Raw genomic sequence first — 17,031 nt, 5'->3', positions numbered from 1 at the left:
CTATCATGCCGGCATGCGCGGACCCCAAGCCGTCTTTGCTCGGTCGAAGCACACCCCACGTTGGCGCGCGAGCGTTCTGTTGCTGGTGGTGTTCGCACTCGTGTTCGTCGGGTGCACCAAGAAGCAGCCCGAGCCCGAGCCCGAGCCCGAGCCGGTCGTGGAGCTGGACCTCTGGGCTGGCGTCGCGCCCCTCGATCCAAGCGCGGCCGATCTCCACGGTGAGCTGGTCCCCAAGCCCGGCCCGCAAAAGCCCGCGCAGGTCGGCGAAGAGATCGAGCTGCCGTTCCCGCCGCCGGCTCCGCCAAGCGACGCGGTCGGCATCTCCGAGCCACCAACCGGCCCGCTCGAGGTCCTGCGCAAGGGCCCGGATGGCGATCAGGGTCTGGTTGATGCGATCCGGGTGTCGTTCAACCACCCCATGGTCCCGCTCGCGTCGATCGAAGATCTGCGCGCGCTCACGGCCCCGATGCAGATCGAGCCTGCGATCGACGGTGAGTTTCGCTGGATGGGCACGCGCACGCTGGCCTTCTACCCGAGCGGCCGGCTGCCGTTCTCGACCGACTACAAGATCACGATCCCCGCGGGGACCCAGTCAACCCACGGGACCGAGCTTGCGAAGCCGGTCGAGTGGTCAATCTCCACGCCAAAGCTGGCGCTCGATCGCAGCGTGCCGCATCAACACGGGGCCACCCACGTCGCGCTGGATCAGCCGATCTTGCTGCGCTTCAACCAGGGCGTCGACGCGGCCGCGGTCGCCTCGGCGCTGAGCTTGAAGGCCGGCTCGAAGCGGGTGGCGTTCGAGCTGATACCGGAGTCGCGCTGGAACGACGAGGACCTGGCCAAGTTCGTCGATCCCTGGGTTGGCCAGGCGGTGATCGGCGGCGAGCAGGCGTGGGAGCGCGCGCGGGTGGTCGTGCTGCGCCCCACCGCCAAGCTGGCGCCCAACACCAAGTACACCGTCGAGCTGCCCCCGGGCGTCTACGGCGAGGGACCGCTGCGCAGCGACAAGCTGTCGTTCTCGTTTCATACCTATCCGCCGCTGAAGCTGTCATCGCATCGCTGCGATTCGTCGCCGTGCTCGGCCAGCTATGGGATCATCATTGACGCCAGCAACCAGATCCGTGACGCGCGGGTGATCGACAAGGTCCACGTCAGCCCCGCGGTGGACAACCTGAAGATCGACGCGGGCTGGAACGGCATCCAGCTGAGCGGTGACTTCATGGGTGACACCACCTACGAGGTCAGCGTGGACGCGGGGATCGAGGACGTCTACGCACAAGCGCTCGCCAAGCCCTACAAGGCCAAGGTCAAGCTTGGCCCGCTCGAGCCCAACTTGCGCGTGTGGCCGATGGCCAAGCACTCCGGGATCATCGAGGCCAAGGCTGGTCATACGCTCCAGATCAAGGTCGCGGGTCTGCGCGAGATCGAGGTCATGGCCTCGTCCTTCAACAGCACCGAGCTTGGCAGCTATCACCGCCACGACGGCATGGCCGCCTACGACTACAAGTGGCCCGAGGAGCTTCGCAGCCCCCAGCACACCCACAAGATCAACGTCTCGAAGTCGCGCAAGGAAGAGCAGACGATCACCCTCGACCTCGACGACTACATTGATGGCACCGATACCTTCGTCTACCTCATGCTGCGCTCGGAAGAGTACAAGCGCTGGGGCTGGACCGAGCGCAGCACGCTGGGGCAGGTCGTTCAGCTGACCAACATTGGCGTGAGCGCGGCTGTGGATCGCCACGACGCGGTCGCGCTGGTGACCGCGCTCGACACCGGCGAGCCGATCGCGGGGGCCGAGGTCCGGCTGCTCACGGATCAAGGCGCGCGGGAGGTCTGGAAGGGCAAGTCCGACGCCAAGGGCGTCGCGCGGCCCAAGCTTGGCAGCGAACGCATGTACACCTTGATGCTCGCGGTCAAGCAGGGCAACGACGAGGCGTTCTTGCCCCTGGATCGGAGCGATCTCGAGGGCCGCTGGGTCTCGCGCTTGTACGGTGACAAGGCCGAGGATCAGGTCCGGGCCTTCATCTTCACCGAGCGTCAGCCCTACAAGCCCGGGGAGCTCGTTCACCTCGTGGGGGTTGTGCGCAAAGAGACCCGCGGGCCCGCTGGCGCCGTGATCCCGTGGGGGAATGGGATCACCGCCAAGTACCAGGTCAGCACCGAGCGCGGGGTCGAGGTCCAAAAGGGCGAGCTTAAGATCAGCGCATTTGGGACCTTCGCGGTCGACATTCAGACCGACGAGAACGGCGACACCGGCACGTACACGTTTCAGCTCGAGCACGACGGGCTGTTTGGCTCGAGCGAGACTTTCTATCACCACTTCGCGGTCGAGGCGTTTCGCACGCCCGAGTTCGAGGTCGAGGTCGCGCGGGCAGAGTCGTCGCCGCTGTACTTTGGCGACGAGCTCGAGGCCGAGATCCGCGGTCGCTATCTGTTTGGTGCGCCAATGATCGGCGCCGACGTTCACTACACGCTCTCGCGCCAAGCGACGGAGTTTCGCCCGCCGGCCGAGGGGCTCTCGGGGTTTCACTTCTCTGCGTCGCCGGGCCGGCGCGGATATGGGTTTGGCGGATATGGCGGCTACGGGCGCGGCGGCGAGTACTGGGGCGGTGGTTGGAACCCCACCCAGCAGCTCGAGTCGAAGTCCAAGCAGCTCGACGCCCAGGGCATCTTGAAGGTCACCCACGCGCTCGCGCAGGTCGAGCCGCCGCTGCCGGGCCAGACGCCGCCAGCCAAGCCGGATCCCGAGGACGCGCCCAAGGTCGATCCGCCGCCGGTCGCGGCGACCTTCTCGATCGCGGCGACGGTGACCGACGAGAACCGCCAAGCGATCGCGGGCAACGGCAGCTTCGTCGTGCATCCGGCCGCTTACTATGTGGGGCTTCGATCCGAGCGCAGCGTGCTGCGCGAGGGCGAGCAGACCCGGGTTGAAGCCGTGGTCGTCGACGTCGAGGGCAAGCGCGTGCACGACGTGCCCGTCGCGCTGAAGGTCATTCGCAAGGACACCACCCGCACAGCCGTGCAAAAGCAGGGGGTCTGGACCTACGCGTATTCAACCGAAGAGACCAAGACCAGCGCCTGCGCGCTCACGTCTGGGGCCACGCCGGTCGCGTGCGAAGTCAAAGTGGGCGAGCCCGGCACCCACGAGGTCGTCGCCGAGATCACCGACGCGAAGGGCCGCAGCAACCGCGCGGTGCTCGAGCTCTACGTGCATGGCGACGACGCCGTGGTCTGGGACGACGAAGACAAGCGCGTCGATCTGGTCGCGGACAAAGCCAGCTATGAGCCCGGTGACACGGCCAAGCTGCTGGTCCGCTCGCCCTTCGACGAGGCCAGCGGGTTCTTGGTGATCGAGCGCGAGGGCCTGGCCCAGACCCATCAGCTGCACGTGCGCGGCGGCGTCGCGGTGGTCGAAGTGGCGATCACGCCCGAGATGGTCGCGGGCGTGACGGCGTCTGCGGTGCTCAGCAAGCCGCGCACCCGCGTGGCGGGGGCCCCCGAAGATCAGGATCTGGGCGCCCCCGCGGCGGCCAGCGGCCAGGTCCAGCTGATGGTGTCGAAGGACAGCAAGACCGTGGTCGTCGAGGTCGAGCCCGAGTTCGATCGCGTCGAGCCTGGGACCAAGCTGCGGGTCGACCTGCACACCCACGCGGTCGACGGCGAGTCGATCCCCGCTGCGGTCGCGCTGTTCGTGGTCGACGAGGGCGTGCTCAGCCTGATGGGCTACCAGACCCCGGATCCGCTCTCGTTCTTTCACTACCAGCGGCCCGGCGAGGTTGGGCTGTTCGCGGATCACAGCCTGGTGTTGCCGCGCGACGCCCAGCAGCAACCCAAGCCCTCGGTCGGGCCCACCCCGGACGTGCCCTCGGCGGACACGGGCGGCCTCATGGGTGGGGAGGTCGGCGAGGCCTACGGCGTGGGCGGCCTGGGCTTGGTCGGGACCGGGCGCGGCGGCGGCGGGACGGGTGAGGGGACGATCGGTCTTGGCACCACGGGGCTGATCGGCAAGGGCGGCGGCGGCGGCGGGTCTGGGTCGGGCTACGGCAGGGGCTCTGGGGCAGGGTTTGGCGGCCGCGGCAACATGCCCGCTGAAGCCGAAAAGGAGTCAAAGCGCAAGTCCGCGCCGGGGGCCATGCCACCGCCCGCGCCCTCTCCCGCGCGTGCGAGCACTGCCACGACCACGCTCGACGCCAACGTGGCGATGGCCCAAGAGGTGTCGCTGCGCACCTTGTTTGCGACCACGGCCTACTTCGAGTCGGAGCTGAAGACCGACGCGCAGGGGCGGGCCAGCGCGACGATCGAGATGCCCGAGAACCTGACCAGCTTTCGGATCATGGCCGTGGCCATTGATCCCGACCGGCCCGATCGCTTTGGCAGCGGCGAGGCCTCGGTCCGGGTCCGCAAGACGATCATGCTGCGGCCCTCGCTACCCCGGTTCTTGAACATGGGCGATCAGTTCGAGGCCTCGGTCATGGTCGACAACCAGAGCGAGACGACCCAGGCGATCATGGTTGGGACCCGTGGGGTCAACGTGACCATGCTCGGCAGCGTGCAGGACACCCTCGAGATCCCGCCAGGCGAGTCCCGGGAGGTCCGGTTTCCGATGGCCGTTGACGGCGTGGGGATCATGCGATTGCAGTTCGCCGCGCTGTCAAACGAGGGCCGCGACGCGACCCAGCTCGACATTCCGGTGTTGGTGCCCGCGACCAAGCAGGCGTTCGCCGACTACGGCATGACCTCGGCGTCCGTGCAGCGCCAAGTGCAGCTGCCCAAGGACGCGCTGCCTGGGTTTGGCGGGCTCGATGTCTCGATGTCTTCGACCGCGCTCAACGGGCTCGAGGACGCTGTCGACTTCTTGGTCAGCTACCCCTACGAGTGCTCGGAGCAGACCGCGAGCCGGCTGCTGCCGATCTTCGCGCTTGGCGACGTGCTGAACGACTTCCCGATCGCCGATGTCCATGATCGGGCCCGGCGTGACGCGCTGGCGCGCGACGGGATCGAGCGCCTGTTTCAGCGGCAAAACTGGGACGGCGGCTTCACCTATTGGGGCGACGACAAGCGCCGCGAGAGCTGGCCCTATGTCTCGACCTGGGTCACGCTCGCGCTGCTCGAGGGCAAGCAGGCCGGCTACGAGGTCGACGAGGCCAAGCTCGGTCGCGCGATGGCGTATCTAGACAGCTACGTGCGCAATGGCGTGACCACGCGGTGGGGCACCTACTACGATTGGACCACGCGGGCGTTTGCGCTGTGGCTGCTGTCACGCGAAGACCGGGGCGCGGATCTGTTCGACAAGGTCTGGGCCAAGCGGTCCCAGATCCCGCTGTATGGGCGGATCCTGCTGATGAGCGCCGCGCATCGCTACAAGCGAAAGGCTCCGGTCGAGGCCGTGCTCGCCGAGCTCGAGGATCTCGTCATCGAGAACGCGCGGGTGATCCACTTCGCCGAGTCGAAGACCGAAGCGGCTGGCGACGGTCTGGCCGCGCTCATGCACTCGAACACGCAGACCGACGCGATCGCCTTGATGGCGCTGATCGAGCTGGGCCAGGAGACCGGCGACGAAGGCATGGCGCCAAAGATCATGGCCGGCTTGATGTCGGACCGCGACCCTCGCAGCGGCGGGCGCTGGACCACCACGCACGCCAACGCGTGGGCGTTGATGGCCGCGTCGCGCTACTACGCCGCGATCGAGAGCGAGACCCCGGACTACGTGGCCCGGATCTGGCTCGACGTCATGTTCGCGGGCGAGGCCAAATTCGAGGGGCGCGACATGGCGAAGGTCAACCAACAGCTGCCGATGCGGGCGCTGCTTGGCCAGTCGGTCCAGAGCGTCACGCTGGCCAAAGAGGGGCCGGGCAAGCTGTATTACCGGCTGGGGCTGCGCTACGCGCCTGCGGACTTTCACATGGATCCGGTCGATCGCGGGTTCACGGTCTCACGCCGGTACGAAGCGCTGCCCGAGGGCGGCGCCGACAAGCCGGATCCCAACGCGGTCCGGCAGCTCGACGATGGCTCGTGGAGCGTGAAGGCGGGGACCAACGTCAAGGTCACGCTGACCTTGACCGTGCAGGATCGGGCCAACTTCGTGGTCGTTGATGATCCGCTGCCCGGTGGGTTCGAGGGCCAAAACCCGCGCTTCTCGACTAGCGTTGGGGTGTCTGGGGGCGGCGCCAACTACGACGGTGGCTACGACTACGACTATGGATACCGGGGGTACCCATACGCGGAGGTGAGCCGGGGTTGGTGGTACCCGTGGTTTAGCTTCGATCACACGCAAATGCGGGATGACCGAATGTTGTTGTTTGCCGATCACCTGGGCGCGGGGGTCTACACATATAGCTACACCGCGCGGGCGACCAACCTGGGGACATTCGTGCTGCCGCCGGTTCACGCCGAGGCCATGTACGAGCCCGAGCGGTTTGGGCATGGGTCGTCGTCAATGGTGAAGATCGTGCAGTGACCAGGGTGGTCCAAGCGCGATCAGGCTTGGCGTGACTTGCCGCTGTAGGCCACGCCAAGCCGGAACACCGCCCACACCACGCCGGTCACGGCGGTCGCGCTCAGGACCAGCGCGAAGTCAGGCTGGAATCGGCGCAGCGTTCCCAGCGGGACGCCAAACAGCTTGGGCACCAGCACGAAGATGAACCCAGCCGCGCCGAGCGTCGTGAGCAGCGGGAACCACAGGCTGAAGACGCCAAACGGGCCCGACTTGGCTCGGATCGCAGCTCGCTCGCGCCATGCCCAGAGGATGCTGAACAAGTACGCGAAGGGTAAGACGAGCATTGCAACGAAGGTTGCCTTTTGCGCCCAGCGGCTGCCCTCCCCGTCGTAGTCTGCGCCGATCGCACGGGCGGTGATGCCGTTGCGCAGCTGCGCCGACTCGCCAAAGCCCAGTCCGCCCCCCGAGTTGACCAGCACGACGACGCCCGTCTGCTCGTTGGGCACCATGGTGGCGAGGGTCTCGGTCCCAGGACTTGCGCCGGAGTGCCAGACGCTCCCGCTTTGTGCATCCAAGAACCATCCAAACCCGTACGACGGTGATGCATCGCTCGCCGGCCGCATCATCGCAGCCTTGCCGCTGGCGCTCAGAACATCATCCTTGCCGTTCAACATGACCTGCATGTAGCGGGCAAGATCGCTCGCGCTAGCGACGACCCCCCCTTGAGGAGCGGTGCTGCGGCGGGTCCGATTTTCGGCCAGCGGGCGCTTGGTGCCGAACCACGGCAGGTGACCCGTGGCCATCTCTTCGTGAACCTCGCCGTTGGCGACAAAGCTGTTCTTCATGCCCACCGGGACCAAGATGTTGGACACCACATAGGTTTGAAAGTCCTGGTTGCTCACGACCTCGATCACGCGACCGAGAATCTGATAGTTGAGGTTCGAGTATTCCCAGGTGGTGCCGGGTGGATAGGCGGGAGCCAGGGTGGCGAGCTGGTCGACGACGCGTGCAAGCTCATCTTTCTGTTCTGGGCGCTCCGCGGGGGGGGCGTTCCCTTGCAGCGTGGAGAACCCGCTGGTGTGGCTGAGCAATTGCCGGATGGTGATCGACCCAGAAGGTCCGCCCGAGAATCTGTCGAGATACCGGGACAGCTCCGCGTCCAGGTTGATCTTGCCCGCTTCGACGAGCTGCATCACCGCCAGGGCGGTGAAGCTCTTGGAGATCGAGCCCGTGAGGAAGGGCGTGTCGGGGGTCACTTCCTGATTCTCGCCGAGCTCTAGGACACCGCGCGCACCAACCTCCACGATCTCGCCATTGACCACGACGGCGTATGCCAGCCCAGGCGCCCCCGAGGCCGGCATTTCGCTGTCGATGAAGTCATCGATTGACCCACTGGGCGCGGCCGCCTGCAAGGTGGCGCTGAGCCCGATCGCCCAAATCCCAAACACGAGGAGTCCGATCAATGTAGTGGCTAGCGGCTTGTGCACTCTCGGTTCCCGTCGACTGCCCGGGAACCTAGCATGGCACGGCGACAGCGAACACCCGCTGCACCAGCACGCCCACGGATTTCCGCGCGCGTGTCGTGGAGGAAGCTCAGGCGGTCGCCCGGCCGCAGCGGCCTGGTATCGTCCCACCAACGAGATGGGCTAGTACGAGCCGACAGGCGAGCGTTTGGGGTGAGCGAAGGGGGCTCCGCCGCCGAAGCGAGGGGCTTTCGAAAGCCCCCTTGAAGACATAGTAGGCCCGAGTCGAGCGCGCAGCGCTTGATTCGGGGCTAGCAGCCCGTGGTGCAATGCCTCGCACCGCCTCGCTTGGTCTTTCCGCCGAGCTCTTCGTCGCCGAAACTTGCAGTACGCCCGGTACAGCTGCGTTTCGGCTCCTCAATCTCGACGAAAATCCCGGCGCGAGGCGACGCGAGGCATTGCACCACGGGCTGCTAGAGCGCCAATCAGTTTGAATTCACGACGCCAGGCACATCTGGGACCGCCCCTGCCGTTGTCGGTCGGCGCTCGCAGTATGCCGGATACAGCTTCGGCCTCCCTCCTAGGCAGGAACGGCCCCAGACGCACCTGACGCCGCGACTCCAAACTGATCGGCGCTCTAGTTCCGCGACGGGAAGATGCCCTCGAGCGCGATGATGAAATTGATGGCCAAGAACGGCGGCATCACATCCACCGGTTGCCCGCCGCCCCTGTTTCCGATCGTGTCCGCGTCCATGACCTGGTTGGGCGGGCCAGCCTCGTAGATCGACGTGTCGCCGGTATGCCCAAATGCGTTGCCCACCGGGTCGCCCGTGGTTGCGAGGGTCTTGTCAGCGAGCACCGGGTGGTTGTGCGCGGGCATCTGATTGACGGTGAGCGTGACCGTCTCGTGGCCGCCCGTCTCGCCGAGCTTTCGTAGGGTCAAGCCGGGCCCCGCGCCCTCGTGAATGGCGACCCGGCCGCGCAGGTCGGGCAGCGCGAAGCTGGTGCGGCCGTCGCCACCGTACGTGGTACCGAGGATCGAAAACAGCGCAGTGTGTTGGGCGATTGAGAGAATTTGCCCATTGCAGAGCGCCCAACCACGGGGTGCGAAGTTGCCGCCAAATTGCACGATCATGCCGATGAATGGTTCCATGGTGTATCTCCTGAGAGTCCCGGGTGAGGACGCATCGTCATGAGACGTCGAGCGGGATCCCCGGCAGCGTATCACCGCACATCGAGCACTTGTAGTGAAAGCGTCGCGAAGCCAAGAGACCGTACACAGGGCGCGCGGAGTTTTCATGCACGCTGCATGATCGGGCGCGCGTTCAGGCGTCGCGTCGACGCCGTCGCAGCAAGCCGTATCCAACCAAGAACAGCAGAGGAGGCGGTCCAGCGGCTTGGACGGCGCAGTTGCAGCCTTCGCTGCCGGCCGCGACGCCCGGATCCCCGCCCGACGTACCGGTCTCGGTGTCGGTGTCAGCGGTGTTTCCATCGCCGTCCCCGTCGCCTGGATCGCCGTCCCCGTCGCCTGGATCGCCGTCGCCATCGCCCGGATCGCCGTCGCCATCGCCCGTGGAAACACCGTGAAGGTCGAGCAGGTGCAGGGCGCTCCACTCGTTTCCGTCGAGCGTGCGGGCTTGCAGCTGCGCTGGCGAGACCAGGTCGACGTCGACCGTGACGCCGCCGTCGATCCCCTGCGGCGCGCCACCGGGCGCGCGTGGATCCGTGCCATCAACGGTGTAATAGATTGTTCCGCCGCCACCATCGAGCTCGAGGCGGGTCGCGAATGGTGTCCCCATTTCGAGCTCGAGCTGGGTGGTCTCGATCAGCGCCGCGCCATCGAAGAACAGCGGCGGATCGACCAAGGGGTAGTACTGCTCATTGCGCAGCGCCGTGATCATGGTAGCGGCGGCGCCGTCCATGTACGCGTCTTGGAGATCGACCTCGTCTTGCCAATCTTCATCGCGGGTGCGCGTGGGCCCGCCGATCACCGCGTCACCCCAGCGCGCCGACTCGGCGACCACCGGGGTCCGCAGGTGGTCGGCGAGCGCCTGCCAGCGCGCGCGGGCGTGCTCGTCCCGCAGGGCGCCGTCGTTGTAGAGCGCGCGATAGGCCCGGTCCGCGAACGCGATCATGAACTCCGGGCTGTGCTTGGCCGAGTTGAAGATCCGCGCCGTGCTTGGGCCCGCGCCCTTGCCAACCCCGGCCAGAAAATCCGGGTGAACCTGCGGCTGCGTGGGCGAGCCCATGCCCACGCCAAATGACCACTCGCCGTCCCAGGTGAAGAACATGAACGGCGCGGGCGGAACGTTCTGGTTGCCGCCCCACCAGTTGTTGCCGGGCCAATCGCGGACCCCGGCGTACCAATGCAAGAGCAGGTAGTCCGCGAACATGTCGACATCCAAGTATTCGCGCAGCTCCTCATAGTTCTCGAGCTGGGCCATGTCGGTGTCTTTGAGCGGCCCCGACAGATAGTCCCAGCGGGTTGGATCGCCGCCCTTGGGGCCCGCGTGGCTGATCGCAAACCAATCGGTCTCGGGCCCGCCCATGTACGCGCTGGTGAACCACTCATCGAGGCGCTCGACGGGGTTGTACAGGCCAAAATAGACCCCGTTGAGGTACAGGTGGACGAAGGTGCCGTGCGAGCCGACGCCGGACAGCTCGATCGAGGTGTCGCGCATCCACTGATCGGTGGTGTAGGTGGTGCGATCGGGGTTCCAGTTGCGCGCCCAGCTGCGGTTGTTGCCGCCGCGCAGCACCAGCCGGTCGAAATTGGCGACGGCGCTGGCACCGTTGAGCGGCCCGCGCTGCAGCAGATCCGTGCTCCACTTGGGATCCTCGTATTGCGACTTGAACGACAGCCGCATCGAGTTCTTCACGCGGTCATGACTGTGGCGCTCGAGCCCGCCGGTGGTGTCTTCGCTGTCGCCCTCGGGATAGATCACCTCGATCGAGACCATGATCTCGGCGTCGCCGCGATAGGCTGACCACAGGGCGCCTTGCTCGGCTGACAGGCTCATGGTGGGGATCGCCGTCAACGCGGGGATCATCTCTTGCGAATAGACAACGTCATTCACGATCGCGGGGTCCATCTCGAGGTCGTGATGAGCAGGGCCGCCGCCGCCGTTGTAGTCGTAGGATTGCCAGCCCGGCAGCTCGGCTGGCTGCGTGAGCACGTCGGGCAAGAAGATGTAGGTGTGCGCTGCGATCTTGCTGGGCGGGTCTGGATCGAGGGACGCGTAGGCGCGCAGCACCACGCCTGGGGCCGCCGAGGCGTTGGGATCGATCATGACCTGGGTGCCCGAGGGGCCGCTCTGCGCGGTCACGGACGTGCGTGGATCGCTGCCGTCGAGCGTGTAGGTGATCGTCGCGCCCGGGGTCGCGCAGCTCAGCTCGACTGGGAACGCGACCGCCTCCATGAACAGGCCTCGCTCGACGCTCACGCCGACCGGCTCGACCGCGAGGGCCGTGAGGGGCAGCAGCGCGAGCACGAATGTCAGGGCAGCAAAGCGCATATCAGCAAGGTACCAGAGCTGATACCTCGCCTGGGCTCTGGTGGCCGGGTCAATGCGCGGAGCGGATCAGACCCACGGAAACCCGCGATCGAAGTCGATCGCGCCAAATGCTTCGTTGTGGCTCAGCTGCTCGATCTGGTGGCGCCACGCGTCGGGCAGGGTGTCGACGTCGAGGTGCACGCGGGCGCGGGTGCGGAGCCGCAGCTCACGAGCGATCGCGCGGCGCAGGGGCGGCTGCGCGGACGCGAGGGTCGCCAACACCTGCTTGCCCGATCGCACCGCGCCGCCGAGCAGTCGCGCGCTGGGTTGGGCGGCGAGCCAGGTCTTGGCCTCCGGGGCATCCGCGAAGCTGCGCCCAGCGGCGGCCTGCAGGGACGCGCGCGCGGCTGCGGCCATGTCTGCATCCTCGTCGTCGAAATGACCCACGCAGACGTCCAGGACCACGTGGCGGCCCGAGAGCCCAAGCCCCCGCAGCAGCGCGGGGGTGGGGCTGGCCACGAGCGCCGCGCACAGCTTCTCGATCTCTGCTTGGGTGCCGAGCAGCCCGGCGAGCTCGGCCGCGCCGGGGAAGCTGGGGTTGCGGGCGAGCTGGTGGCAGACCAACCACGCGCTGTTGTTTGCGAACAGCAGCGAGGTCTCGATCGCCTGGGCGCGCACCCGAGGATCCGGGGCGAACACGTGGTTGGCCAGCTTGGGCTCGAGGCTGGACGCGGTCGCGCAGTGGGGGAGGGCGCGCAGGCCCGCGCTGACGACCTGCGGATTCGCGTGGGTGAGCGCGGCGTCGATCGCCTCGGCGCCGGGGTCCCACCCGTGATCCGCGAAGCACTCGAGCCAGGTCGCGCGCAGCTCATCGGTGTCGGCCAGCGCGAGCGCGGCGACGGCGATCGCAAGCGCGCGGGGGTCATTCCAGGACCGCAGGACCACCAGCGCGCCAGTTCGAGCGTCGGGCTCGAGCTCGGCCAGCAGCTGCGGAAACGCGCGCCTGGCCGGCCACGACTTGCTGTGCAGCAGGGCCAGCAGCGCCGCCGCAGCGCGGTGGCTGGGTAGCGCGCTCAGGTGCGGACGCAGGTGGGCCGCGAGCTGCTCGCCCGGGACCGAGGCCAGCACCTCTACGTGGCCGCGCCAGGCTTGCAGGGACGCGCTGGTGGTCGCGGTCTGCAGCTGCTCGAAGGCGGCGGCGGCCAGGGCAAAGTGCTCGTTCAGATCGATCGAGGGCGCCGACGGGCGAGCGCTGATCGGCGCTGCGGGGGCCGACGGGATGACGGACTTCTGCGGTGGGTCCGGGACCGGGCCTGGGCGCTCGATCATCTGCGGACTCGGGGGCGCGACGGGAGGCGCGAGCGCGGGTGGTGCCGGGACGAAGCTGGTCGGGTCTGGCGCGGGCGCGCGCGCGGGTGGTGCCGGGACGAAGCTGGTCGGGTCTGGCGCGGGCGCCCGCGCGTGCGGTGGCGTGATGAAGGCGGTCCGGTCTGGAGCGGGCTCGGGCGGCGCGACGAATGCCGTCTTGTCGTCGGGAGGCGGCGGCGCGACGAATGCCGTCTTGTCGTCGGGAGGCGGCGGCGCGACGAATGCCGTCTTGTCGTCGGGAGGTGGCGGCGCGACGAAGCCCGTGGTGTCCGGCGCGGGCGCACGGGCGTGCGGCGGCGTGATGAATTCGGTCTTGTCGGGCGCGGGCTCGCGAGCGTGCGGCGGCGTGATGAATTCGGTCTTGTCGTCGGGAGGTGGCGGCGCGACGAAGGCGGTCTTCTCCGAGTCGGGCGCTGGTTGGGCCGCCAGTCGTTGGCGCTCGCGCAGCTCGGCGCTGGCCACCATCGCTGTATGTGCAAAGGGATCGGGATCGGGATCAGGTCGACCACCGAGGGGCGCCGCGATGAACTCGGTCTTGTCTCGCGGCGCAAACTCGGTGTCCGCGTGCTGATCTGAGAACGCCTCGACGCTCTCGGCGCCGACCCCCGCGGCGAGCGGAGAGTCGAGCTCGCGCTGACCCGGGATCGCGATGAACTCCGTGGGATCGTAGGGCTCGGGCGGCGGCGAAATCACGGGGGCAGGAGCCGCCTGCGGCTGGGATCTCGACACGGCACCCGCGGAGCCGGCCTGCGGCGCCTGACGCCTCTGCGCCCGCAACAGCCACAGCGCGAGCCCGGCAAAGCCCAGCATGCCGGCGAAGCCCATCAACATCATGACCAGCTGCGGAGTCTCGAGATCCTTGAACACGGGGCCGCGATCATAGCCGATCCGTGTTGCGCTTGGGCTATCCTGGGCGCGCGTGTGGGACGTCGATCAGCTGGCCGAGATCCCCGTGATCGCCGATCGACTCCAGGCCCAGGGGGACCCGCTCGGCGAGTGGCTGGCGGTTCGCGTGCGTGTGGACGCGGGCGGCCTGGCCCGGCCCGAGCGGCAGATCCTCCGAAGCCGGGCGCGGGCGCTGCGCGGGCGGCTGGGATCTCGCTTGGTGCTCGCGGACGATCCCGCGCTCGGGCGCCCGCACGTGGTGCGTGAGCGCGGGCTGATCGCCGACATCCAGCTCGCCCGGGCCACACCCGATCGCCTGGCCGCGCTGCTGGGTCGGCCGGACGCCCCCTTCGTGCTGCGCCTGCAGCTGCGCGGCGACGCGAACCGGCTGCGGGCCTGCGTGGCGTTGTTGCTTGGCGACGACGCGAGCCGCTTGGGCCGCACGCCGATCAGCCTGCGCCAGCTCGAGCTCGAGCCCGAGCCCGAGGGCACGGGCGAGCAGCTGTTCACCGAGCTGAGCGAGCGCCGCGACGCGCTCGGGACCCGGCTGATCAGCTTGTTCACGCTTGGGGTCGACGCGCGCGTGATCCCGCTGCCGTTCGCTAGCGCCGCGCTCGATCGGGGGGAGCAGCCGTGGACGCCGACGCGTCGGGCCGATCTGGGGCGGGCGCTGGCCAGCGCCGAGCCCAATGATCGCCGCCGCGCGCTCGAGCGCCTGCACGAGCACGGCCGCGACGCTGGCCAGCTCGGGGCCGCTTTGTTGCGGATCATCGAGCACGAGGGCGAGCCCAGCGTGCGCGCGGCCGCGTTCGAGGTGGTGGCGGGCCTTGGCAGCTTGGCTCACCCGATCATCGCGGTGGCGGCCGACTTCGCGCGAGGCCGCGAGGATCCGCAGCTGCAGGCGTGGCTGCAGGCGGTCCGTAGCCAGTTCGATGCCAACAGTGAACCGGCCTACGAACGCGGCCCACAGCCGGGCGAGAAGCCTCGCGCGAGCTGAATCCCGAGCTGAAATTCGAGCGCAAGATAGATGAGCCAAACCACGAATCCCCCAAACCAACGACTCGCGGTGTTGACCAGCGGCGGCGATGCGCCGGGCATGAACGCGGCCGTGCGCGCGGCGACCCTGGTTGCGACCGCGGCTGGCTGGGAGGTGTACGGCGTGCGGCATGGCTACCAAGGCTTGATCGCAGACGAGCTCGAGCCGCTCGGCCCCCGCGACGTCCAGCGGATCGTCCGCGAGGGCGGCACGATGCTGGGCTCCGCTCGCTGCAAGGCATTTCACGAGCAGGCCACCCGCGACCGCGCGCGGGCGGTCCTGGCTGCGCGTGGGATCTCGGGGCTCGTGGTGATCGGCGGCAATGGATCGCTGGCCGGGGCCCTGGCGCTCTCGGATCCCGACGAGGCCGGCGAGCACGCCCCGCGGGTCGTCGGCATCCCGGCCTCGATCGACAATGATCTCGCGCTGACCAGCCTCTCGATCGGCGCGGACACGGCGATGAACACGATCGTCGAGGCTTGCGACAAGATCGCCGATACGGCCTCGGCCCACGATCGCACCTTCTTGGTCGAGGTCATGGGCCGCGAATGTGGCTACCTGGCGATGACCTCGGCGGTCGCGGCCGGGGCGGATCTGGTGCTGTTCCCCGAGGCCGAGCGCAGCGACGAGGAGCTGGTCGCCGACGTGGTCCGGGCGGTCGCGGCGGTGCGCAAGCGGGCGGTTCGGGACCGGCGGGTGATTGCGATTACAGCCGAGGGCGTGCGGCTGCCAACGACCGAGCTCAAGCGCAGGGTCGACGAGGAGCTCGCGCGCCGCGGCGACCCCGAGCACCCGGTCGAGACCCGCGTGACCGTGCTGGGCCACGTCGTTCGGGGTGGTCGGCCGTCGGCCTTCGATCGTCTGCTTGGCTCGCGGCTGGCCAACGTCGCTGTGCGGGCGTTGATCGCAGGGCGCACGCGGGTGATGGTCGCGTGGCTGCCTCCGAGCGAGCTGCCGGCCGAGATTGCGACGCGCTCGGCTGACGACCCGTATTGCTTCGTGGTTGATCTACCGGCGGTGCTGCGCGCGACCGAGCAGCTGCTGGATGGGGAAGGGGAGCTCGCGCAGTGGCGCAAGGCGGTCTTCAACCAACTCGAGACGGTGCTGACGCTGTAGCGCTTCCGGGGGCGCCGTGGAGGTGGGCGGAGACGATTGATCATTGGGGACGCCATCGTCGTCGGCGTCATCGCGTTGTTGTTTCGCAGCCTGTGGCCCGCGCTGCTACGCCGAGGCGTCGTACGCCCGCTGCAAGAAGTCCGTCAGCATCTCGACATCCTGCCGCGTATTCTGGATCTGATTCCAGCTCCGCACGTCGTCGTCGTCGAAGCGCCAGTCCCCATCTGTCCATGCGCACTCGGGTGCAACCAGCGAGAGGTGCTTCCGAAAGTACTGTTGCGAGGGAATCGTCGAGCGGCGGGTTCGCTGCGAGGCGATGTGATCCATCAAGTTGCCGATGCTCACGATCCCCGCACCGTGCATCAACCTCGACTCACGCGGCTTCTTTCCCCACGCGTCAGGAAAAGTCTCGCTCACTGCGCCCCAGAACCGTTGAAGCAGCGCAAGCATCTCGGCCACGGACTCGTCGGTCAGCTCATTGCGATCCCGAAACTCGTAGAGCACCCCGTCGCTCAGGCTGTTGCCCAGCATCTTGAGCATCGAATTATCCTTGATCACCCCGTCCGGCGCCGTCGGGGTGCGGATCATCTTGTGGAGCGGCGACCCTTGTTCATGGTTGAGCCGCTCGAGCAAAAATGCAGCGAGTCGGCGTCGGTGCAGCGCGGTCGGCAACCTTGCATCGGTGTGCGGGATCAACTCGTAGATCAACCCCTTGGGCAGCGGTTTGGTCGAGTTGACGAGGATGAACTGCTCCGTTTGTTGGCGCAGATCATCAGTAATGAACGCGGACACCAGCACCATGAACTTTTTGATCTTCGCCCCCCGAATGGCAGCCAGCCGTTGTTGCCCATCAACAATGAACCCCACGCGTCCGCGCTTGGGATCCTCTCCAACGGGAATCTCGAGCACACCCATCGCAGTATCGGTGCCCATGTCGAGTTCTGTGGTCTTGACGCGCTTGAACTTCACCCGCGAATCGAAGGCGACCACCACGCCGTTGGGAAGCATCGGGGAGTCACTCTCGATATACTCTTTGATCTCCTGGATGTGCGCGATGACTTCAGGCCGTTGGTAGCCTTCGAGTTCGGTCTTCTCGTTGCGCCGGATGCGGGAGACGTCCGCAAAGTCGTAGACGTGCTTGCCGTCGATCGCGAAGGTGTAGAGTTTGCGTCCCGGCGATTGATGGATCTCCATCGCCGGGACCTTGATCACTGAACGGGACTTGGGCAT

The 17,031-nt window shown here is 67.6% G+C and carries 8 protein-coding genes; 3 read left to right on the top strand and 5 right to left on the bottom strand.

Going from position 1 to position 17,031, the window contains the following annotated elements; all coding sequences use genetic code 11:
• Nucleotides 1-13 precede the first annotated feature (13 nt).
• Entirely contained in the window at nucleotides 14-6,460 is a 6,447-nt protein-coding gene (locus DB30_RS10255) for an Ig-like domain-containing alpha-2-macroglobulin family protein (protein ID WP_052548210.1), read from the top strand.
• Nucleotides 6,461-6,480: 20 nt separating this feature from the next.
• On the opposite strand, the gene DB30_RS10250 is transcribed toward DB30_RS10255, so the two are convergent.
• From DB30_RS10250 to DB30_RS10235, 4 genes are all read right to left on the bottom strand, one after another.
• On the bottom strand, nucleotides 6,481-7,902 hold the full coding sequence (locus DB30_RS10250; RefSeq protein WP_052548209.1) for a serine hydrolase domain-containing protein: 1,422 nt from the start codon (nucleotides 7,900-7,902) through the stop codon (nucleotides 6,481-6,483).
• Between the two features lie 637 nt (nucleotides 7,903-8,539).
• Nucleotides 8,540-9,055 carry a phage tail protein gene (locus tag DB30_RS10245; RefSeq protein WP_052548208.1) on the bottom strand — a complete coding sequence of 172 codons (516 nt, stop codon included), beginning with the start codon at nucleotides 9,053-9,055 and terminating at the stop codon, nucleotides 8,540-8,542.
• Nucleotides 9,056-9,227: 172 nt separating this feature from the next.
• Nucleotides 9,228-11,417, bottom strand: coding sequence for a CotH kinase family protein (locus DB30_RS10240; RefSeq protein WP_052548207.1), 2,190 nt, complete (start codon nucleotides 11,415-11,417; stop codon nucleotides 9,228-9,230).
• A 66-nt stretch (nucleotides 11,418-11,483) separates the two neighbouring features.
• Entirely contained in the window at nucleotides 11,484-13,631 is a 2,148-nt protein-coding gene (locus tag DB30_RS10235) for a hypothetical protein (RefSeq protein ID WP_052548206.1), read from the bottom strand.
• A 52-nt stretch (nucleotides 13,632-13,683) separates the two neighbouring features.
• Here DB30_RS10235 and DB30_RS10230 point away from each other — a divergent pair, with 52 nt between their 5' ends.
• Together DB30_RS10230 and DB30_RS10225 are read left to right on the top strand one after the other, a co-directional pair.
• A complete protein-coding gene (locus tag DB30_RS10230; RefSeq protein WP_052548205.1) occupies nucleotides 13,684-14,646 on the top strand; it encodes a hypothetical protein in 963 nt (320 codons plus the stop codon).
• Nucleotides 14,647-14,676: 30 nt separating this feature from the next.
• Nucleotides 14,677-15,801 (top strand): 6-phosphofructokinase, encoded by a 1,125-nt coding sequence (locus DB30_RS10225; protein ID WP_052548204.1) that lies wholly within the window; start codon nucleotides 14,677-14,679, stop codon nucleotides 15,799-15,801.
• A 105-nt stretch (nucleotides 15,802-15,906) separates the two neighbouring features.
• Here the strand turns inward: DB30_RS10225 and dbpB are convergent, their stop codons facing one another.
• Nucleotides 15,907-17,031 carry a DGQHR domain-containing protein DpdB gene (dbpB, locus tag DB30_RS10220; RefSeq protein WP_052548203.1) on the bottom strand — a complete coding sequence of 375 codons (1,125 nt, stop codon included), beginning with the start codon at nucleotides 17,029-17,031 and terminating at the stop codon, nucleotides 15,907-15,909.

Origin of the sequence: Enhygromyxa salina, assembly GCF_000737335.2 — a bacterium.
GTDB classification, from domain to species: domain Bacteria; phylum Myxococcota_A; class Polyangia; order Nannocystales; family Nannocystaceae; genus Plesiocystis; species Plesiocystis salina_C.
Note: the sequence above shows the minus strand (reverse complement) of the source record. Positions and strands in the feature narration are given on the sequence as shown.

Excerpts from the sequence above, each read along its gene's own strand:
- DB30_RS10255 (WP_052548210.1), top strand. The coding sequence starts at position 14 with ATGCGCGGACCCCAAGCCGTCTTTGCTCGGTCGAAGCACACCCCACGT.
- DB30_RS10245 (WP_052548208.1), bottom strand. The coding sequence starts at position 9,055 with ATGGAACCATTCATCGGCATGATCGTGCAATTTGGCGGCAACTTCGCA.
- DB30_RS10240 (WP_052548207.1), bottom strand. The coding sequence starts at position 11,417 with ATGCGCTTTGCTGCCCTGACATTCGTGCTCGCGCTGCTGCCCCTCACG.
- DB30_RS10225 (WP_052548204.1), top strand. The coding sequence starts at position 14,677 with ATGAGCCAAACCACGAATCCCCCAAACCAACGACTCGCGGTGTTGACC.
- dbpB (WP_052548203.1), bottom strand. The coding sequence starts at position 17,031 with ATGCCCAAGTCCCGTTCAGTGATCAAGGTCCCGGCGATGGAGATCCAT.